Genomic DNA, 17,886 nt, shown 5'->3' on the forward strand with positions numbered 1-17,886 from the left:
GGTCGGCGTTCGTACTCGCGTCAGTTGCCGAACAGCAGGGCGACGCCCTCGGCGAACGCCGAGTCCAGCACGAACACCAGCGCCACCATGATCGACACGAAGATCAGGACCGCGATGGTGTACTTCACCATCTGGCCGCGGTCGGGCCAGATGACCTTGCGGAGCTCGGCGACGACCTCGCGCAGGAACCGGGCGAGCCGGGCGAAGAGCGACGGCTTCTTCTCCTTCGTCGCCGCGGTGGCGCGGGTCGGGGTGGCACGGCCCTTGCCGGGGGTGCTCGCGGAGCCGGAGGCCCGCCGCCCACGACGGTCGGCGGCGTTGCTCGGGCGCTCCCGCCCGGGCCGCTCCGACTCGTGCTCGTCGCTCACGCGTGTCGCCCTCCGCACGTGGCGGGCGTCCGCCCGCCCTCGGTCACGTCCTCCGCTTCGGGAGAACCCTCGTCGCTTCGCCGTCCGTGCCGTCGGCCGCGCCGCCGTGATCTCCGGCGGCCTGCGGCGTCGTGGCAGGGGTGACAGGACTTGAACCTGCAACCTGCGGTTTTGGAGACCGCTGCTCTGCCAATTGAGCTACACCCCTTTGCCCCGATCCGCCACGTGGCGGCGGGGCGGACGCAACGGATCATCCGGTGCGTCCGGCTGGAACGAGTGTACGCACCCGCTTCCGCGGGCCCGTACCCCGGGTCGCCTCACCCCGGGAGGACGACCTCGGCGCGGGCCCGGCCGAGCACCGTCTTCCCCTCGAAGGCCGCCTTGAGATCGACGACGGCGATCCGCTCCCCGCCCTCCTCGCGCACCTCGGCGACGGTGCCGGAGAGCTCGACGGTGGCGCCGGTGTCGTCGTCCGGGACGACGACGGGCCGGGTGAAGCGGGTGCCGTAGCTGCGGATCGCGGCCGGGTCCCCGGTCCACGCGGTCAGCACGCGGCCGGCGAGGGCCATCGAGAGCATCCCGTGCGCGATCACACCGGGCAGTCCGGCGACCGAGGCGACGCGGTCGCTCCAGTGGATCGGGTTGAGGTCGCCGGAGGCACCGGCGTAGCGCACCAGGTCGGCGCGGGTGACCTGCACGGTCAGCGACGGCAGCGCGTCGCCCTTGGCGCAGGCGGCGGCGGTCTGCGGGGTCAGCGGTGCACTCACGCGTCCCCCTCGCTGCCCGCGTCCTCACCGGCGGGACTGACCAGCATCGAGTGCGTGGTCGCCACCGGCTCGCCCGCCGCGTCGGTGACCTCGCAGCGCAGCGTCAGCATGTGGTTGCCGGCCCGGGTGCGCAGCTCGTCGACGTGCAGCACCGTGGTGAGCTCGTCGCCGGCGACGACCGGCCTGCGGAACGTGATCCGCTGGTCGCCGTGGACCATGCGGGTGTAGTCCCACCCGAACGCGGGTTCCCGGAGGAAGCCCTCGATGACCGGCATCGTGAAGCAGGTCGGGAACGTCGGCGGGGCCACCAGGTCGGCGTGACCCGCGGCACGTGCCGCGTCTACGTCACGGAAGAGCGGATCGCCGTCACCGATGGCGACGGCGAACTCGCGGATCTTCTCGCGACCGACCTGGTACGGCCCGACCGGGTCCGAGCTGTGCCCGACCCAGGACTGGTCGACCACTGTCAGCTCCGGGAGTCGCTACGCACTCAGCGGGTCTCGCGGTGCGCCCGGTGGGTGCCGCAGTTCGGGCAGAACTTCTTGATCTCGAGCCGGTCGGGGTCGTTCCGCCGGTTCTTCTTGGTGATGTAGTTGCGGTGCTTGCACTCCTCGCAGGCCAGAGTGATCTTCGGCCGCACGTCCGTGGCCTTGGCCATCGCGGGTGCCTCCCAGCATGTCTCGTGAATGATGCGCCAACGTGGTGACGATGGCCGGACTTGAACCGGCGACACAGCGATTATGAGCCGCTTGCTCTACCAACTGAGCTACACCGTCATGCAAGAAGCCCCGCCGCATGCGGCGAGGCCCCTTGTAGAGCCCCCTTACGGAATCGAACCGTAGACCTTCTCCTTACCATGGAGACGCTCTGCCGACTGAGCTAAGGGGGCGGCAGCACCGGTGTCCCGCGGGCCCGAGGGCCTCGCTCTCACCGACGGGAAGAACTTTACACCGGGGTTCCGGGCCCCCGAACGGGGGGTCCCGGAACCCGGTTCCTGCAGGTCAACCGCTGTTCGTCACCAGCTCGACTTGCGGACACCCGGCAGTGCGCCGTCGTGTGCGAGCTCGCGCAGCCGGACCCGCGACACCCCGAACTTGCGGAGGTGCCCGCGGGGGCGTCCGTCGACCGAGTCGCGGTTGCGGACCCGGGTCGCGCTGGCGTCGCGCGGCTGGCGGCGCAGCTCGGCGACCGCGGCGGCCCGCTCCGGCTCCGGCGTCGACGGGCGGGCGACGATCGCCTTGAGCTCGGCCCGCCGCTCGGCGTAGCGGGCGACGATCTGCTTCCGCCGCTCGTTCTTCGCGATCTGCCCGATCGTGGCCATCAGACCTTCACCCCGTTCGCCCGGATCTTCGCCACCGCTGCGGAGACACCGATCCGGTCCACCGTCCTGATGCCCTTCACCGAGAGCGTGAGCCGCACCCAGCGGTTCTCCTCGGCCAGCCAGTAGCGGCGGGTCTGCACGTTGGGGTCCCAGCGCCGGCTGGTGCGCCGGTGGGAGTGCGAGACCGACTTGCCGAAGCCCGGCTCGCGGCCGGTCAGGTCACAGCGCTTCGCCATCGCTCACCGTCCCGCGTGCGGGTAGGGCAGCAGGGCCATCTCCCGCGCGTTGCGGATCGCGGTGGCCACCTGCCGCTGCTGCTGGCCGGTGAGTCCGGTCACCCGGCGGGCGCGGATCTTGCCGCGGTCGGAGATGAACGTGCGCAGCAGCGCGGCGTCCTTCCAGTCCACGTGCTCGATCCCCCGCTGCTTCAGCGGGTTGGGCTTGCGGCGCGGCGCGCGCACCGGCTTGGCACGTGCGGGCATCAGCGCTCCTCCTTGAACTCGACGTGCCTGCGCACCTTCGGGTCGTACTTGCGCAGGACCAGGCGGTCCGGGTCGTTGCGGCGGTTCTTGCGGGTCACGTAGGTCGTGCCCGTCCCCGCCGTCGAGCGCAGCTTCACGATCGGCCGGACGTCGGTCGACTTGGCCATCGCGCCCCTCCTCTCAACATGGGAATCGTTTTCGTTTACGCTACACCGGACCGTGACCACGTCCGACTCCGGGAGGAAGACATGACCGAGCTGGTGGTCCTGTGCGGGACCGAGCCCGACGGGGTGGAGCGGACGATCACGCGGATGCGCGAGCTGGACCCGGGTGTCGTCGTGCTCCACCACGACCTGCGTGACCTGGGCCGCGGTGTGGTGCACCGGCGGCTGCGCGACGCGGGCCGCGACGAGCGCACCGTGCTGGAGCTCGCCCACGGCTGTGTGAGCTGCACCATCCGCGAGGACGTGCTGCCGACCCTGGCCGCGCTGGCCGGGACGGTGGACCGGGTGGTACTGCACCTGGACCCGCGCCTGGAGCCGGAGCCGGTGTGCTGGGCGCTGGGGGCGGTGGTGTTCGAGCCGCCGGGTGGCGGCGAGGCCTGCACCGCGACCGACCTCGTCGACCTGCGCGGGGTGGTGGCCGTGCTCGACCCGGACCGCTGGTTGGACGACGCCACCGGGGACGCGACCCTGCCCGAGCGCGGGCTGTCCACGCTGCCCGACGACGAGCGGACCGTCGCCCAGCTCGCCGTCGGGCAGGCCGAGTTCGCCGACGTCCTGGTCCTGACCCGCGCGGTCGGGCCCGGGGGCGCGGACCGGACCGCCGCCGTCCTGGACCGGCTGTGCCCCACCGCACCCCGGCTGCTCGCCGGGCGTGCCGACCACCGGGTCTTCTGCGACGGGCTCGGGCCCGAGGCCCGCCGGGGCGTCCCGGGCGGGGTGCACGACCCGCTGCTGCGCGGGGCACCCCCGCTGGACGCCGACAGCGGCGTCCGCACCCTGCTGTTCTCCGCGCGTCGCCCGTTCCACCCGGACCGGCTGCACGAGGCGATCGACAGCCTGCTCGACGGCGTCGTGCGCGCCCGGGGCCGCGTCTGGCTCGCCACCCGTCCCGACGCGGTGCTGTGGGTGGAGAGCGCGGGCGGCGGCATGCGGATCGGCCACGCCGGTGACTGGCTGGCCGGCGCCGACGAGCAGGCGTGGACCGAGGCCGGTGACCAGCGCCGGGCGATGGCCGCGCTGGCCTGGCACCCGCGCTGGGGCGACCGCGCCCAGGACCTCGTCGCGATCTGCCACGACGCCGACCCCGACGAGATCGACGCCGCCCTGCGCTCCGCGCTGCTCACCGACGCCGAGATCGCCGCGGGCGAGGACGCCTGGGCCGCCCTGCCCGACCCGTTCGGCTGGGCCCACGACGAGCCCTGCGCCGAGTCCGAGCCCGTGGGGCCCGCCGCCCTGGACGACCCCACCGTCCGTTCCGACCGAGAAGGAGACCTCTGATGGCCGTTCCCAAGCGACGGATGTCGCGATCGAACACCCGGCACCGCCGGTCGCAGTGGAAGGCGACCACGCCCGACCTGGTGCCGGTCACCCTGGAGGGACGCCGGCACCTGGTGCCGCGCGCCCTCGTCCCGGCCTACCGCCGGGGCCTGCTGCCCCCGCCCGCCGGGCGGGACTGAGGGGACCCCTTACCCACGGGCCCCGGGCGGCCCGGCGGGACGGCGTGATCGCCCGATGCCCGGGCGACCCCCTCAGCCGCAGTGTCGTCACCATGCTGATGACACACATCCCGATGGACCATCTCGTCGCCCTCGCCGAGCAGCGGCAGGCCCGGCTGCGGGAGGAGGCGGACCGGTACCGCACGGAGCGGCTGCTGCGCGGCGCGGCCGGCCCGTCGGCGGTGGGACGGCTGTGGCTGCGGCTGCGTGCCCGGCTCACCGCCGCCCGGCCGCCGGTCCCCCGCGGGACCGCCGTCGCCGGACCGGCACCGGACCGGACACCCCACCCGCCCCGGGCCGCGCGGCACCCGTCGGCGCCCCGCGGCCCGGTCCCCCCGGTACGGACCGGGCGGGACCCGGTGGCACCGGGCGGGCGGGTCCCGGCCGGGCCGCGTGCCTGAGCCGCGCCGACGGGCGGGTACCGCCGTCGCGGCCCCGGGAGTGTCGGTGTCCCGTGCCACGATGCGCTCCATGACGGCGGGAGGGACCCACGGGGGCGGCGCGACCGGCCCGGACCCGGACGATCTGGTGGGCCGCGCGGACGAGCTCGCCGGCCTGCTCCGCGACCTCGACGCGGCCCGGGCCGGTCGGGCCCGCGCCGTGCTGCTCGCCGGGGAGGCGGGGATCGGCAAGTCCCGGCTCGCCACCGCACTCGGCCGGGCCGCCGCGGGGGCGGGCGCGCAGGTCGTCGTCGGGCGGTGTCTCGACGCGGGCGGCGCCGCACTCCCCTACCTGCCCTTCTCCGAGGTGCTCGACGCGCTGGCCCGGGCGGGCACCGCGCTGCGGCCGGTGCTCCACGGGCTGCTGCCCGGCGCGGCGGAGGCACCCCGTCCCGCGGCGGGCGACGGGGACTCCGGGCGCCTGCAGGTGTTCGACGCGGTGGCCGGTGCCGTGCGCGACGCGGCCGCGGCGGCGCCGCTGCTGGTCGTGCTGGAGGACCTGCACTGGGCGGACCGCTCCACCCGCGAGCTGCTCGCGTTCCTGCTCGCCCGGCTGGGCTCGCAGCGGCTGCTGGTGCTGGGCACCTACCGCTCCGACGACCTGCACCGCAGGCACCCGCTGCGCGCGTCGCTGGCCGAGCTCGTCCGGCTGCCCGCCGTCCGCCGGGTCGAGCTCGGCCCGCTCACGCCCGACGCCGTGCTGGCCCTGGTCCGGGCCCGGGCGGCCACCGGGGGTGTCGACGAGGCCACCCTGCGCCGGATCGCCGCCCGCAGCGAGGGCAACGCCTTCTACGCCGAGGAGCTGGTCGCGGCGGGGTCCGACGGTCTGCCGGGCGGCCTGGCCGACGTGCTGCTCACCCGGCTCGACCGGCTCGGCGGACCGGCGCGCGAGGTGCTGCGGGTGGCCTCGCTGGCCGAGCGGAGCATCCCCCACGACCTGCTGCGCGACGCGTCCGAGCTGTCCGCGGCCGAGCTGGAGGCGGGGCTGCGGGAGGCGGTGTCGCACCACCTGCTCGTCCCGGACCCGGCGCCCGGTGCGGAGTCCTACGCCTTCCGGCACGCCCTGCTCCGCGAGGCCGTGCACGACGACCTGCTCCCGGGCGAGCGGGTACGGCTGCACGCCCGGCTCACCGCGCTGCTCGCCCGCCGGGACGACGCCCCCGGGGTGGCCGCCGCGCTCGCCCGGCACGCGCTGGCCGCCCACGACCTGCCGCGGGCGCTCGCCGCGTCGGTGCGCGCCGCCGAGGAGGCCCACCGGCGGCACGGCCCGGCCGAGATGCTGGCCCACGCCGAGCGGGCACTGGAGCTGTGGTCGGCCGTCGAGGACCCCGAGCGGCTCACCGGTGTCACCGAGAGCGCGCTGACCCGGGAGGCGGCCTGGGCGGCGAGCGCCTCGGGCGACCCGGAACGGGGCATCGCCCTCGGGGCCCGTGCGGTCCGGGTCGCCGACCTCGGCGAGGATCCGCACGCCAGGGCCGTGGCGCGCCGGCACTACGCGATGCGGCTGCTCGACAGCGGGGCCCGGCTGGACGCGGCGGTGGCCGCGGCCACCGAGGCCGTCGAGCTGCAGGCCGGAGGCCCACCCGGCACGGAGCTGGCCTGGGCGCACGCCGTGCTCGCGCGGACACACCTCAGCGCCGACCACGCCGAGCCCGCCTGGTCGCACGCCCGCGCGTCGCTGGCGGTGGCCCGTGCCGTCCACGACACCGCGCCGCCCGCGGAGGGGTCGGCCGCGTACCGCGACCTCAGCGCGGTCTGCGCGGACGCCCTCATCACCCTGGCCTTCTGCGCCCGGATGGAGGGGGACCCGCAGGCGGCCCGGGACCGGCTCGCCGGGGCAGCCTCACTGGCCGCCGCGTCCGGGAACCGGGTCGTCGAGCTGCGGACGGTGTGGAACCGCGGGGTGTCGTTCATCGAGGACGGCCTGCTCGACGCCGCCGCGGACGAGCTCGCCGAGGGGGCCCGCCGGGCCGCCGCGTACGGCCTGGTCTGGGGCGGGTACGGCCTGGAGTTCCGGATCGCGCAGGTCCGCGTCGACGTCCAGCGCGGGGAGTGGGACGCCGCCGTCCGGACCGCCGCGGACGTCGACCCCACGCTGCCGCTGCGCGTCACCGGCCTGCTGGCGGTGGCGGGGGCGCTGGTCGGCGTGGCCCGCGGCGACCTCGACGGCGCCGAGGAGCTGCTCTCCGCGCTGGCCACCGAGCCACCGGTGCACGACCAGGCCGCGCTGCTGCAGGGCGTCGTCGGGGCCGAGTCGGCGCGCTGGCGCGGCGACCCGGCCCTGGCCGTGGACCGGGTCGCCACCGCGCTCGGGGTGCTGCGGGCGGAGTACCCGCACCACCTCGGCGAGCTGGCGCTGTGCGCACTGGGCGCGGCGGCCCGTGCCGATCTCGCGGAGGCCGCCCGCACCGCGGGCGACCCGGCGGGGGCGCAGGCGCACGCCGGGGCGGCGGCCGTCCTCGCCGACGAGGCCGCGCGCACCGCCGAGCGCGGCCTGCCCCGCGGGACCGCGGTCGGGCCGGAGGGCCGGGCGTGGCTGGCCCGGGCCCGCGCCGAGGCCGCCCGGGCCCACGGCGGGGCGGCACCGCAGGTCTGGGACGCCGTCGTGGAGACCTTCGCCGGGTACGGCGACGGCTACCGCGCCGCGGAGGCCCGGTGGCGGCGGGCCGAGGCCCTGCTCGGACGGGCGCATCGCGGTGGGCCCGGCACCGACGGCGAGGCCGACCGCCGCGCCGCCGCCGAGGACCTGGCCGTCGCCGCGACCGGGGCCGACCGGCTCGGGGCGCGCCCGCTCGCCGAGGCCGTCGCCGCGCTGCGGCTGCGGGCAGGCGACGGCGGTCCCCGGCCCGCGCCGCCGTCCGGTGACGGCGGTTCCCCGCTCACCCCGCGCGAGCACGCGGTGCTGGAGCTGGTCGCGCACGGGCTGACCAACCGGGCCGTCGGCGAGCGGCTGTTCATCTCCGAGAAGACCGTGAGCGTGCACCTGTCCCGGGCGATGGCGAAGCTCGGCGCCTCCGGCCGCGCCGAGGCGGTCGCCCTCGCGCACTCCCGGGGGCTGCTCACCCCCCGCGACTGAGATCCGGGGCCCGCCGGTCTGTCCCCTCCGGACCGGACCGGGCCCGTGCGGGCCGTGACGTGTGCCACCCGCCGTGCCTAGGGTCGGTCGTGCCGCACGTCATCGGCAGACCGATGGAGGTCGCATGGTCGTCCACGGGGTCGTCCCGTCGTCCCGGACCGGTAGCGGGGCGGGGGTGACCGCATGATCGCCCGCTCGCCCGCCCCGGCCCTGGACGTGCCCGCCCTGCCCGCCTCCGCGACGCTCCGCGGCGCGGCCGACCGGTTCGGCGACGCGACGGTCCTGCACCAGGCCGGGCACGAGGTCTCCTTCCGCGGGCTGCTGGCCCGCGCCTCGGCGTTCGCGCACGCGCTGCACGCCGACGGGGTCGGCCGCGGCGACGTCGTCGCGCTGCACCTGCCGAACTGCCCGCAGTACGCGATCGGCTACTGGGGCACGCTGCTGGCCGGGGCGACCGTCACCCCGGCGAACCCGCTGCTCGCACCGGACGACCTAGGCGCGCAGCTCGCGGACGCGGGGGCGGCCGTCGTCGTCAGCTGGGAGGCGGCGCTGCCCGCGGTGCTCGCCGCGCGGCCGGCGACGTCGCTGAAGCGCGTGCTCGTCACCGGTGCCCACGGCGACCCGGAGCAGCTGCCCCCGGAGGTGACCGGGCTCTCCGCGCACCTCGACGGCAGGCCGGCCACCCCGCCGGGCACCGACCTGGAGGTGGACCCGGACCGCGACCTCGCCCACCTGGCCTACACCGGTGGCACCACCGGCCGGTCCAAGGGCGTGCGGGTCACCCACCGGCACGTGCTCACCAACGCGCTGCAGGCCGCCTGCTGGGGCACCGGCGCCCGGCCGGACGTGACCGCCACCGCGCACGGGCCCGGCGTCGTCCTGGCCGACCCCGGCCCGGCGTCGGAGTTCCCGACCCCGCTCGGCACGGGGCGGGCGATCGGGATCGCCCCCTGGTTCCACGCGATGGGCACGATCGGCGGGCTCAACGTCCCGCTGCTCACCGGGACGACGACGATCGTGCACGCCCGCTTCGACCCGAGCGCCTACCTGGCCGACGCCACCCGGTTCGCCGTCACCTCACTGTCCGGCGCGCCGCCGGTGTACGCGGCGCTGCTCGCCCACCGCGAGGCCGCCGGGGACCTGTCCTCGGTGCGGTCGCTGACCTCGGGCGCGGCACCGCTGCCGGTCGAGATCATCCGGGCGCTGCGCGACTGGTTCGGCGAGGACCTGGTCATCTCCGAGGGCTACGGCCTGACCGAGGTCACGATGGCCGCCACCCTCGGCCCCGCCGCCCGGTCCGCGGACCGGCGCCCGGGCACCGTCGGGCAGCCGATCGCGGGCACCGAGATCCGCATCTCCGGACCGGACGGCGAGGAGCTCGACGCCGGCGCCGAGGGCGAGGTGTGGATCCGCGGGCCGCAGGTCACCGGTGGCTACCACCGGCGCCCGGCCGAGACCGCGGCCGCCTTCGACGGCGACGGGTGGCTGCACACCGGCGACGTCGGCGTCCTCGACGACGACGGCTACCTGCGCATCGTGGACCGGCTCAAGGACATGCTGCTCCACAAGGGCTACAACGTGTACCCGCGCGACCTGGAGGAGCGGCTGCTGGCGCTGCCGGGCGTGACCGGTGCCGCCGTCGTCGGGCGCCCGGTGGGGGTCGACGGCGAGCACCCGGTCGCGTTCCTGACCACCGCGCCCGGCGCCGACGGGGCCGCGGTCCGCGCCGCCGTCGACGGGCTGAACGAGCGCCTGCTGCCCTACCAGCGGCTGCGGGAGGTGCACCTGGTCGGGGCGATCCCGGTCTCGGCGGCGGGGAAGGTGCTCAAGCGGGACCTCCGCGAGCAGCTGCCGGACCTGTCCCCGGACGTGGCGAAGGAGTGACGGACAGCCACCCTGCGTGAGGGAACGGGCGCTGCGCGGGTGGGCCTGTACGTCCGATGGGTGGAGTAGTCACTCCGACGGTTGGCGTAGGGGATGACCGGATAACAGGCTGGTCGTACGACACGACAGACGGGTGGAAGCAGGAGCCGGCGGCGCGCACCGGATCCCGAAGAACCCCGTATCGACTCCCCCGAGATCGTGGTGATCGTCATGTCCGCGCCCGCCGTCCACATCCCCAGCCCGCGCCGCCCCCTGGGCGCCGCCCCCGCCACCCCGTCGGTCCCCGCACCGCGGGCCGGTGGGACCGGGCGTGCGGACCGGGTCGAGGGGCGGCACCGCCGTCGCGAGGGCCACGTCGACCTGCCGGCGCCGCGCCGGGAGCGTCCGCGGTCGACCTCGCCGCAGGCACCGGGCATCCCCGCACCGCGGCCGGCGTCGCCGGGTTCGTCGGCGGGCCGTCCGGGCCCGGCGGCGCAGCACCCCGCCGTCCCCGCACCGCGTCCGGCCGGTGGCCCCGTCCCGGCGCCCCGCCGAACCGGCACCACCGCCCGCCCGCTCGGAGACACCCCGGCACGCGGTCCCGTCGCCGTCCCGGCCCAGGCGGGCCCGGCCGGTGTCGCGCAGCCCGCGGCCGCCGCCGGAGCGCGACGACGCACCACCGACACCCCGGCGCCGGTCACCGGCACGGTCCCCCACGGGGTCCGGCCCGGGTCCGGGCAGCCGCACGCCGTCGGCGCGGACCGGGACGGCGCCGGGCGCACCGGCGGGCCGTCGGCCGTCGCACGCACCCTGGACGTCCTGGGCCGGGTCGGCAGCATCACCACGATCGCGGCCATGCTGGTCCTGTCCGCCGCGCTGGCCGGGCTCGCCGACGGCACCCCGCCGAGCGGCGCGGCCGCCGAGGTCGCCGTGACGACCCTGCGCTGAGCGGGGTCAGGCCGCGTCGGAGCGCGCCGCCCGGTCCGGCGGCACCGCCTTCATGACGTGGTCGACCAGGTCCAGGACCATCCGGTTCCCGCCGAGGCGGTACCCGAAGTCCTCCCAGCCGAGCAGCTCGCGCGAGATCAGCTCGCCGACCGGGCCGGGGTAGATCCGGGTCGCGCGGAACGCGGCCGCGCGGATCCGCATCTTCTCGTGGTGATCCATGGGTTGGGGGTCGGTCATACCCTCACCTCCACGTCAGGGGGACTGGACGTGGCGCGTCCTCCACACTGAGTGGCTCGCCCGCGTTCCATGGTGACACCCCCACGCCGGAGCACCAGACGACGTGCGCAGGATCTCAGGCGCCGTGTCACCGGGGTGTTCCCCGCCGGTCACGCCGGCGTTGCGCGGGCGATCACACGACCGGCCGGGCCCCGGTGGATACCGTGGCCGCATGGCCGACCGCACCCGGGACCTGCTCTGGTCCGACGTCGACACCCTGTACGGGGCGATCCTCGCCCACCCGTTCGTCACCGGGCTGACCGACGGCTCGCTGCCGCACGAGACGTTCCGGCACTACATCGTCCAGGACGCGCACTACCTGCGCGGCTACGCCACGGCGCTCGCCGTGTGCGCGGCGAAGGCCCCGACCGACGACGACACCCTCATGTTCGCCGAGCACGCCGCCGGCGCGATCGCCGCCGAGCGGGAGCTGCACGCCGACCTGCTCGGCGCGCTCGGCCTCACCTCGGAGCAGGCCCGCGAGCTGCCGGTCGCCCCGGCCACCCGCGCCTACGTCAGCTACCTGCTCGCGGCCGCCTACGGCGGGTCCTACGCCGAGGGCGTCGCCGCGGTGCTGCCCTGCTACTGGATCTACGGCCGGGTCGGCGAGCACCTGGTCGGCGCAGGCTCCCCCGACCCGGTCTACCAGCGCTGGATCGACATGTACGCGGGCGAGGAGTACCACGCCGTCGTCGAGGCCGTGCTGGACGCGACCGACCGGGTCGGCGCCGCCACGTCGCCAGCGGAGCTCGCCCGCATGCGCGAGCACTTCACGACGACCTCGCGCTACGAGTGGATGTTCTGGGACGGCACGTACCGCCGGGAGACCTGGCCGGTCTGAGCCCGGCCGGGTCACCTCAGCGGTTGTCGAGCCGGTCCGGGATCACCAGGTGCAGGAAGAACGACACGATCCCGACGACGATCGCGCCCCAGAACGCCGCCCAGAACCCGTCGACGGTGAACGGCAGGTTCAGCACCGACGAGAGCCAGCCCGTCAGCAGGAACATGAGCGCGTTCACCACGAGTGCGAACAGGCCCAGCGTGAGGATGTAGAGCGGGCAGCCCAGCGTCGCCACGATCGGCTTGACCACGGCGTTGACCAGGCCGAACACCAGGGCCACGCCGATCAGCGTGAGGATCGAGGTGGAGGTGCCTGCGCTCTCCAGCCGGATGCCGCCGACCAGCACCGTCGCCACCCACAGCGAGGCGGCGACGACGAGCGTGCGGATGGTGAAGGTGAGCACGGGGCTCGGTGGATTCATCGGTCGGTCACCGCCTGCTGGACCAGCGTCTGGAGCTGGGATCGGATCGGGTAGGTGCTGGAGGGGACGAGCTGGGTCATGAAGACGACCACCAGGTCGTCGACGGGGTCCACCCAGAACGCGGTGGAGGCCAGCCCACCCCAGGCGAAGGTGCCCTCGTTGGCGAAGCCCTTCGTCGCCGCCCCGTCGACGACGACGGAGAAGCCGAGGCCGAACCCGACACCGGCGAACGCCGACTCGGAGAAGATGGGCCGGCCGACGGTGTCGAGGTCGGCGCCGCCGGGGAGGTGGTTGCGGGTGGCCCGGGCCAGGGTGCGCGGGCCGAGGATGCGGGCGCCGTCGAGCTCGCCGCCGCGGGCGAGCATCCGGGCGAACCGCAGGTAGTCGCCGGTGGTGGACAGCAGTCCGCCGCCACCGGAGAGGAAAGTGGGCTCGCGGGTCGCGGACCGGGCGAGCGCCTTGTTCTCGACCAGACCGCCGCCGGGGCGGGCGTTGTAGAGCGTCGCGAGCCTGCCGGCCTGCGCGGACCCCTCCGGCACCCAGAACGCGGTGTCGGTCATCCCGAGCGGGCCGGTGATCTCCTCGCGGAGGAACTCGTCGAGCCGGCGCCCGGACGCGACCTCGACGACCCGGCCGAGCACGTCGGTGGCCACCGAGTAGTTCCACTCCGTGCCCGGCTGGAACAGCAGCGGGAACGACGCGAAGTGCTCGCTCGCCGCCGCGAGGTCCATCCCGGACGGAGCGCCGAACTCGAAGCCCTTGGAGCGGTACATCTCGTCGACGGGGTGGGCGTGGTGGAAGCCGTAGGTCAGGCCCGCGGTGTGGGTCAGCAGGTGGTGCACCCGCATCGGCTCGACGGCCGCGTCGGTCCCCGGGTTGAGCGCCGAGCCGCCGCGGTAGACGCGCTGCTCGGCGAACGCCGGGCAGTAGCGCGACACCGGGTCGGTGAGCTCCAGGGCGCCCCGCTCGGCGAGCATCAGGACCGCGACCGAGGTGATCGGCTTGGTCATCGAGTAGATGCGCCAGAGCGTGTCGTCGGTCACCGGGGCGGCGGAGTCGAGGTCGCGGACGCCGAGGTGGGTCAGGTGCGCGAGCCGGTCGTGCCGGGCCACGGCGATCGTCGCGCCGGCGAGGCGGCCGTCGTCGACGTAGCGGCGGAAGTGGCTGTCGATCCGGGCCAGCCGGGCGGGGTCGAGGCCGACCTCCGCCGGGTCCGCCTCGAGCGTGCCGAAGGTCGGGGAGGTCACGATCACGACCCTACCCGCGGGCCGCGTCCACAGTTCTGACGATCCTGCGGCCCGGCGCGTCACCCGGCGGGCGCCCGCTCGTACTACCGGGAGTGCCCTGCGGGGCACGCGGACGCCGGCGGGGGCCGGTGCCCGCCCACGCGTCGTGGCCGGTCCGAACGGGGAGCCCGGGCGGGCCACGGCGCGGCCGGACGCGCTCAGACCGGCTCAGACCGGCTCAGACCGGCACGATCTCGTAGCGGGCCAGGCGCTCGCCGCGCAGCGCGGTCGCCCGCAGCGCCGCCGCCAGTGCCCGCGACGCCCGCGGCAGCCGGGCCGCGACCTCGGCGGGTGGGGACGCGGCGTCGCAGGAGGCCGCCAGGCGCAGCCCCCACGGCTCCAGCTCGCGCGGGTCCTCGCAGGTCCAGTCGACCTCCAGCTCGCGCAGCGGGCCCGCGGCGAGCCGCCCGGCCGCGCCCCGGGACAGCAGGTCGGTGACGAGCTCGGCGCCCGGGAGCATCCGCGCGGCGGTGAACACGATCCGCTGTACTCCCTGCTCGGGCAGCAGCGTCAGCACCCGGTCGGAGACGACCAGGTGCGGGCCGGGCAGGTCGCGGGCCAGCTCCAGCCAGTCCTCGTCGAGCGCGGACCCGGCCACCAGGTGCGCCGGGCCCGCCAGCAGCTCGCGGCGCAGCTCGGCCACCCCGGGCAGCTCGACGTCGACCCAGTGCGCCGGGCCGTCGTCGCCGAGCCGTCCCGCGCGGTCGCCCAGCCCCGGCCCCAGCTCGACGACGGTCCCGCCCGGGTGCCGCCGTGCGAACCCGCGCACCCACTCGTCGAGGACGGCGACCCGCAGCAGTGTGGAGAGCGTGTCGGCCCGCCCGGGCGCCGAGCCCAGGTCGAGGTCGTCCGCGACGACGGCGGCGGCGTGGTCCCCGACCACCGGATGGCGGCGACGGGCGTCGCGGGCCCTGGCGTGTGCCGCGGGCAGTGACGTCGCCTCGAGCGCCTGCAACCGCGGACGGCGTCGTTGCGTCACGGTGTCCTTCCCCCCTCCAGCGGGCCTCCGCGAGGGCGTCGGCGCTGGTCGCGCGAACGTACTAGTTGCGCGGCGAGGTACCCGAGCCGGGAGGCGCCGGGCGGTGGACGGCCCGCGGTCGGTGGCTCGTGAGCGGTCCCCGGACACCGGGGCGTCGCCGCCGCGGCGGCGCGGACCTCCATGATGGGGGCGTGCCCCCCGCCCTCCTCACCTCCGCCGCGCACGGCGACGCCGAGGTCCTGCGCCTGCTCGAGCGCCGGCGCGACACCGGGCGCCGCCCCGGCCGGCACGCCGACGGGGCACGGATCGCGCTGGTCGTCGGCGGGGGCGGGATGCGCGGCTCCTACGCGGCCGGGATGGTGCACGCGCTGTCCGACCTCGGGCTCGCCGCCGGCGTCGACGAGGTGTGGGGCAGCTCGGCCGGGGCCTTCGTCGGGACGGCATTGGTCATGGGGCACGGAGCCGAGGTGTCCCGGGTGTTCGTACGGGACATGGCCTGCCGCGAGTTCATCGACCCGCGCCGGTTCGGCACCCGTCGCCCGATGGTGTCGCTGGACCACCTGTTCGACCGGATCCTCGTCGACTCCCTCCCCACCGACTGGTCGCGGCTGGTGGACCCGCCGGTCCCGCTGAACGTCGTGGTCACCGGGGCGGCCGACCTGCGCCCGCGGGTGCTGACCGCGCTGCCCGACGGCGCCACGTGGAGGGCCGCGATGCGGGCGACGGCGGCGATCCCGCTGCTGGCGGGCCCCCCGGTACGGGTCGGCACGGGCGAGGACGCCGAGGACTTCATCGACGGCTCGGTCGGCGACCCGCTCCCGGTGGCACGGGCCCTGCGCGACGGCGCCACGCACGTCCTGGCCCTGCTCACGCGCACCGCCGACGACCTCACCGGCACCCCGCCGGACGCCCGCACCCCGCTGTGGGCCCGCTCGCTGGACCGGCTCGCACCGGGCCTGGGCCGGATGGCGCAGGACGCCGCCCGACACGGCGAGTGCCTGCCGCTGCTCGCCGACGCCGCGCACCCGGACCGGGCCGGGGCGCACCTGCTGACGCTGAGCCCGCACTCCCCCGCCGGCGTCCACGGCCTGTCCACCGACCCCGGGCGGGTCGCCGCCGCGGCCCGGATCGGCTACGAGACGGTGCTGTCCGCGACGGCCCCGGCCGCCGCGGCCTGAGCCCTCTCCCACGCGTGCGCCGATGACTTCGGCGCGCCCGGGCGGTCGGAGCTGGTGTGGGCACCGTGCCCCGCACCGGACCCGGGGGGTGGCCCATGCGCGACGACGCGCCGTCGCGGGCGCGGACCCGCACCGTCGTGCTCGCCCCCGGCGAGGTCCGCCCGCACGTCGAGGACGAGTGGCGGGGCGCCGTCGTCGTGGTCGACGCCGGGCAGATCGAGCTGTGCTGCGCCGCGGGCGGGAGCCGGACCTTCGGTACCGGGTCGGTGCTGTGGTTCGCCGGGCTGAACCTGGTCCGGGTCCGCAACCCCGGCCGGGACGAGGCGGTGTTCCGCGGCATCACCCGCGGGCCGCCCTGATCCCCGGTCCCTCCCCGGCCCGCCGTGTCGAGCCGGTCGGCCGCGTCGAGCCGGTCCGCCGCGTCGAGCGCCCGGTGCGTCGGGTCAGCCCGCCGCGTCGAGCGCCCGCTGCCAGATCCCGTTGCGCGTGGCGACGAGACCGAGCTCGCGCGGGTCGGTCACGCACACCCCACGGGGGCGGTGGGTGTCCCACAGCTGCGCGTCGTCGAAGACGGCCCCGCAGCCCCCGAACCGGCGGCAGCAGTGCGCCCGGTCCGGTCCCACCCACTCGAGACCGCAACAGGACATCCGCATGATCCGCACGGCGGGCAGGCTACGGGGCACCCCCGACAGTTCCGGTGGGAGCCGGGAGCGGGTCGGTGGCGAGCAGGTCGTACCAGACGCCGTCGTCGACGATCTCGTTCTCCGTGCCGTGCACGCCGTCGGCCCGCGCGCGGCCCCAGAGCCGGAACCCGGCGCGCTCGGCGACCCGGCGGCTGGCGGTGTTGTCCACCGACGCCCCGAGCTGCAGCCGGTGCCGGCCCATGCCGCCGTCGGCGACCGGGGTGAACGCGTGCCGCACGACCCGGCGGACCGCGGCGGACACCGCGCCGCGGCCGCGGGCGTCGGGGTGGGCGCGGTAGCCGACCTCGCCACCGGTCGGGGTGTAGGGGCGGTCGGTGCCGAACACCGAGACGGTGCCGAGGTAGCGGTCGTCGTCCGGGTCGGCGATCACCCAGCCGACGCCGGAGCCCAGGGAGCACTCCAGCGGGTGGTCGCGCAGCCAGCGCCGGGCGTCGTCATCGGTGTAGGGCACCGGGAGGGTGGCGCTCCACCAGCGGGCGAGGGGGTCGTTGCACGCCTCGACGTGCCGGGCGAGGTCGGCCCCGGTGGGCGGGCGGAGCCGGACGCCGTCGCCGTCGAGCACCGGGTGCGGCCACCACGTCGTCGCCGGGGGCCGGTCGGCGACGGGTGTGCCGGGCAGCAGCACGGCGGTCCAGGCGTCGACGAGGTCGTCACCGGCCCGCAGCGCGCGGGTGCGGACACCCTCGAACCGGAACCCGCAGGCGTGTGCCACCCGCCAGGACGCGACGTGCCCGGCACGGCAGTCCCAGTGCAGCGCGGCGAACCCGGCGACGTCGAAGCCCCAGTCGGCGGCCAGCCGCAGCGCACGGCTCGCGAACCCCCGTCCGCGCGCCCACGGCGCGAGCAGGTAGCCGGCCGACGGCAGCGGGTCGCGGCGCAGGTCGATCGAGCCCGCGTAGCGCGGGCGGCCGTCGCACGCGGCCTCCACCGCCCACACGTACTGACGGCCGGTGGCCCACCGACGCCGGGCGAGGTCGATCCACTCCCGGGCCCGGCCTTCCCCGGAGGTCGGGTCGAGTGATGTCCAGCGGTGCACGACGGGATCGCGGTACACCTCGAGCATCCCGGGGACGTCGGATCCGGTGTGCGCGCGCAGGGTCACGACCCCGTCGGTGAGTACGGGAGGGACGGTCACGGCGACACCGTCACCGGCCACGCCCGGTCGGGGCAACCGGGTTCTCCTACGATCGGACCTGTCCGCAGGGGGCGGGCGAGG

The 17,886-nt window shown here is 76.3% G+C and carries 23 protein-coding genes and 3 tRNA genes; 9 read left to right on the forward strand and 17 right to left on the reverse strand.

The window, feature by feature from the left end; all coding sequences use genetic code 11:
- Positions 1-20: 20 nt before the first annotated feature.
- From secE to rpmG (DMP17_RS43120), 11 genes are all read right to left on the reverse strand, one after another.
- Positions 21-368 carry a preprotein translocase subunit SecE gene (secE, locus tag DMP17_RS43070; protein ID WP_062397901.1) on the reverse strand — a complete coding sequence of 116 codons (348 nt, stop codon included), beginning with the start codon at positions 366-368 and terminating at the stop codon, positions 21-23.
- A 132-nt stretch (positions 369-500) separates the two neighbouring features.
- Positions 501-576: transfer RNA gene (locus DMP17_RS43075), tRNA-Trp, on the reverse strand.
- A 109-nt stretch (positions 577-685) separates the two neighbouring features.
- A complete protein-coding gene (locus tag DMP17_RS43080) occupies positions 686-1,135 on the reverse strand; it encodes a MaoC family dehydratase (protein ID WP_337832500.1) in 450 nt (149 codons plus the stop codon).
- Positions 1,132-1,599 (reverse strand): MaoC family dehydratase N-terminal domain-containing protein, encoded by a 468-nt coding sequence (locus DMP17_RS43085; RefSeq protein WP_100878745.1) that lies wholly within the window; start codon positions 1,597-1,599, stop codon positions 1,132-1,134. Before DMP17_RS43085 ends, DMP17_RS43080 begins: the two co-directional genes overlap by 4 nt.
- Before the next feature lie 26 nt (positions 1,600-1,625).
- The gene (rpmG, locus tag DMP17_RS43090) at positions 1,626-1,793 is read right to left on the reverse strand and encodes a 50S ribosomal protein L33 (protein WP_020623293.1); all 168 of its coding nucleotides are present in this window, start codon (positions 1,791-1,793) and stop codon (positions 1,626-1,628) included.
- A 42-nt stretch (positions 1,794-1,835) separates the two neighbouring features.
- Positions 1,836-1,911, reverse strand: a tRNA-Met gene (locus tag DMP17_RS43095).
- Between the two features lie 40 nt (positions 1,912-1,951).
- Positions 1,952-2,024: transfer RNA gene (locus DMP17_RS43100), tRNA-Thr, on the reverse strand.
- A 126-nt stretch (positions 2,025-2,150) separates the two neighbouring features.
- Positions 2,151-2,456 (reverse strand): 30S ribosomal protein S14, encoded by a 306-nt coding sequence (rpsN, locus tag DMP17_RS43105; RefSeq protein WP_337832501.1) that lies wholly within the window; start codon positions 2,454-2,456, stop codon positions 2,151-2,153.
- Positions 2,456-2,692, reverse strand: coding sequence for a 50S ribosomal protein L28 (gene rpmB / locus DMP17_RS43110; protein WP_179761792.1), 237 nt, complete (start codon positions 2,690-2,692; stop codon positions 2,456-2,458). Before rpmB ends, rpsN begins: the two co-directional genes overlap by 1 nt.
- Before the next feature lie 3 nt (positions 2,693-2,695).
- Positions 2,696-2,938, reverse strand: a complete 243-nt coding sequence (gene rpsR / locus DMP17_RS43115) for a 30S ribosomal protein S18 (RefSeq protein WP_226353859.1) — start codon at positions 2,936-2,938, stop codon at positions 2,696-2,698.
- Positions 2,938-3,105 carry a 50S ribosomal protein L33 gene (rpmG, locus tag DMP17_RS43120; RefSeq protein WP_020623297.1) on the reverse strand — a complete coding sequence of 56 codons (168 nt, stop codon included), beginning with the start codon at positions 3,103-3,105 and terminating at the stop codon, positions 2,938-2,940. Before rpmG (DMP17_RS43120) ends, rpsR begins: the two co-directional genes overlap by 1 nt.
- Before the next feature lie 81 nt (positions 3,106-3,186).
- Here rpmG (DMP17_RS43120) and mrf point away from each other — a divergent pair, with 81 nt between their 5' ends.
- The 6 genes from mrf to DMP17_RS43150 all read left to right on the forward strand — a co-directional run bounded on the left by mrf (position 3,187) and on the right by DMP17_RS43150 (position 10,985).
- Positions 3,187-4,440, forward strand: coding sequence for a ribosome hibernation factor-recruiting GTPase MRF (gene mrf, locus DMP17_RS43125; RefSeq protein WP_226353860.1), 1,254 nt, complete (start codon positions 3,187-3,189; stop codon positions 4,438-4,440).
- Complete coding sequence (gene rpmF, locus DMP17_RS43130) at positions 4,440-4,619, forward strand: 50S ribosomal protein L32 (protein ID WP_226353861.1); 180 nt, start codon at positions 4,440-4,442, stop codon at positions 4,617-4,619. The genes mrf and rpmF overlap by 1 nt, the downstream gene beginning before the upstream one ends.
- Before the next feature lie 92 nt (positions 4,620-4,711).
- Complete coding sequence (locus DMP17_RS43135) at positions 4,712-5,059, forward strand: hypothetical protein (protein ID WP_226353862.1); 348 nt, start codon at positions 4,712-4,714, stop codon at positions 5,057-5,059.
- 70 nt (positions 5,060-5,129) lie between these two features.
- A complete protein-coding gene (locus tag DMP17_RS43140; protein WP_226353863.1) occupies positions 5,130-8,174 on the forward strand; it encodes a helix-turn-helix transcriptional regulator in 3,045 nt (1,014 codons plus the stop codon).
- Positions 8,175-8,357: 183 nt separating this feature from the next.
- The gene (locus tag DMP17_RS43145) at positions 8,358-10,058 is read left to right on the forward strand and encodes a class I adenylate-forming enzyme family protein (RefSeq protein ID WP_337832502.1); all 1,701 of its coding nucleotides are present in this window, start codon (positions 8,358-8,360) and stop codon (positions 10,056-10,058) included.
- A 210-nt stretch (positions 10,059-10,268) separates the two neighbouring features.
- Entirely contained in the window at positions 10,269-10,985 is a 717-nt protein-coding gene (locus tag DMP17_RS43150) for a hypothetical protein (protein ID WP_337832503.1), read from the forward strand.
- Positions 10,986-10,991: 6 nt separating this feature from the next.
- On the opposite strand, the gene DMP17_RS43155 is transcribed toward DMP17_RS43150, so the two are convergent.
- On the reverse strand, positions 10,992-11,222 hold the full coding sequence (locus DMP17_RS43155) for a hypothetical protein (RefSeq protein WP_224392286.1): 231 nt from the start codon (positions 11,220-11,222) through the stop codon (positions 10,992-10,994).
- Positions 11,223-11,433: 211 nt separating this feature from the next.
- Between DMP17_RS43155 and tenA the strand changes: the two genes are divergently transcribed.
- Entirely contained in the window at positions 11,434-12,102 is a 669-nt protein-coding gene (gene tenA / locus DMP17_RS43160; protein ID WP_337832504.1) for a thiaminase II, read from the forward strand.
- 16 nt (positions 12,103-12,118) lie between these two features.
- On the opposite strand, the gene DMP17_RS43165 is transcribed toward tenA, so the two are convergent.
- The 3 genes from DMP17_RS43165 to DMP17_RS43175 form a co-directional block, all read right to left on the reverse strand.
- On the reverse strand, positions 12,119-12,523 hold the full coding sequence (locus DMP17_RS43165) for a phage holin family protein (RefSeq protein ID WP_337832505.1): 405 nt from the start codon (positions 12,521-12,523) through the stop codon (positions 12,119-12,121).
- Positions 12,520-13,770 (reverse strand): serine hydrolase domain-containing protein, encoded by a 1,251-nt coding sequence (locus tag DMP17_RS43170; RefSeq protein WP_337832506.1) that lies wholly within the window; start codon positions 13,768-13,770, stop codon positions 12,520-12,522. Before DMP17_RS43170 ends, DMP17_RS43165 begins: the two co-directional genes overlap by 4 nt.
- Positions 13,771-13,987: 217 nt before the next feature.
- Positions 13,988-14,788, reverse strand: a complete 801-nt coding sequence (locus tag DMP17_RS43175; protein WP_179761784.1) for a class I SAM-dependent methyltransferase — start codon at positions 14,786-14,788, stop codon at positions 13,988-13,990.
- Positions 14,789-14,979: 191 nt separating this feature from the next.
- Between DMP17_RS43175 and DMP17_RS43180 the strand changes: the two genes are divergently transcribed.
- Together DMP17_RS43180 and DMP17_RS43185 are read left to right on the forward strand one after the other, a co-directional pair.
- Positions 14,980-15,966 carry a patatin-like phospholipase family protein gene (locus DMP17_RS43180; protein WP_226367658.1) on the forward strand — a complete coding sequence of 329 codons (987 nt, stop codon included), beginning with the start codon at positions 14,980-14,982 and terminating at the stop codon, positions 15,964-15,966.
- A gap of 95 nt (positions 15,967-16,061) precedes the next feature.
- Positions 16,062-16,325 carry a hypothetical protein gene (locus tag DMP17_RS43185; protein WP_337832507.1) on the forward strand — a complete coding sequence of 88 codons (264 nt, stop codon included), beginning with the start codon at positions 16,062-16,064 and terminating at the stop codon, positions 16,323-16,325.
- An 84-nt stretch (positions 16,326-16,409) separates the two neighbouring features.
- Here DMP17_RS43185 and DMP17_RS43190 read toward each other — a convergent pair whose 3' ends face one another.
- Positions 16,410-16,619: an FDXHR family putative zinc-binding protein gene (locus DMP17_RS43190; RefSeq protein ID WP_226353901.1), complete on the reverse strand. Its 210-nt coding sequence runs from the start codon at positions 16,617-16,619 to the stop codon at positions 16,410-16,412.
- 19 nt (positions 16,620-16,638) lie between these two features.
- Positions 16,639-17,805, reverse strand: coding sequence for a GNAT family N-acetyltransferase (locus DMP17_RS43195; protein WP_226353871.1), 1,167 nt, complete (start codon positions 17,803-17,805; stop codon positions 16,639-16,641).
- Between the last annotated feature and the right edge of the window lie 81 nt (positions 17,806-17,886).

It is taken from the genome of Pseudonocardia sp. TMWB2A (genome assembly GCF_017312135.1).

Coding starts and splice junctions, on each gene's coding strand:
- rpmG (WP_020623293.1), bottom strand. CDS start 1,793: ATGGCCAAGGCCACGGACGTGCGGCCGAAGATCACTCTGGCCTGCGAG.
- rpsN (WP_337832501.1), bottom strand. CDS start 2,456: ATGGCCACGATCGGGCAGATCGCGAAGAACGAGCGGCGGAAGCAGATC.
- rpmB (WP_179761792.1), bottom strand. CDS start 2,692: ATGGCGAAGCGCTGTGACCTGACCGGCCGCGAGCCGGGCTTCGGCAAG.
- rpsR (WP_226353859.1), bottom strand. CDS start 2,938: ATGCCCGCACGTGCCAAGCCGGTGCGCGCGCCGCGCCGCAAGCCCAAC.
- rpmG (WP_020623297.1), bottom strand. CDS start 3,105: ATGGCCAAGTCGACCGACGTCCGGCCGATCGTGAAGCTGCGCTCGACG.
- mrf (WP_226353860.1), top strand. CDS start 3,187: ATGACCGAGCTGGTGGTCCTGTGCGGGACCGAGCCCGACGGGGTGGAG.
- rpmF (WP_226353861.1), top strand. CDS start 4,440: ATGGCCGTTCCCAAGCGACGGATGTCGCGATCGAACACCCGGCACCGC.
- DMP17_RS43135 (WP_226353862.1), top strand. CDS start 4,712: ATGCTGATGACACACATCCCGATGGACCATCTCGTCGCCCTCGCCGAG.
- DMP17_RS43140 (WP_226353863.1), top strand. CDS start 5,130: ATGACGGCGGGAGGGACCCACGGGGGCGGCGCGACCGGCCCGGACCCG.
- DMP17_RS43145 (WP_337832502.1), top strand. CDS start 8,358: ATGATCGCCCGCTCGCCCGCCCCGGCCCTGGACGTGCCCGCCCTGCCC.
- DMP17_RS43150 (WP_337832503.1), top strand. CDS start 10,269: ATGTCCGCGCCCGCCGTCCACATCCCCAGCCCGCGCCGCCCCCTGGGC.
- DMP17_RS43155 (WP_224392286.1), bottom strand. CDS start 11,222: ATGACCGACCCCCAACCCATGGATCACCACGAGAAGATGCGGATCCGC.
- tenA (WP_337832504.1), top strand. CDS start 11,434: ATGGCCGACCGCACCCGGGACCTGCTCTGGTCCGACGTCGACACCCTG.
- DMP17_RS43165 (WP_337832505.1), bottom strand. CDS start 12,523: ATGAATCCACCGAGCCCCGTGCTCACCTTCACCATCCGCACGCTCGTC.
- DMP17_RS43185 (WP_337832507.1), top strand. CDS start 16,062: ATGCGCGACGACGCGCCGTCGCGGGCGCGGACCCGCACCGTCGTGCTC.
- DMP17_RS43190 (WP_226353901.1), bottom strand. CDS start 16,619: ATGCGGATGTCCTGTTGCGGTCTCGAGTGGGTGGGACCGGACCGGGCG.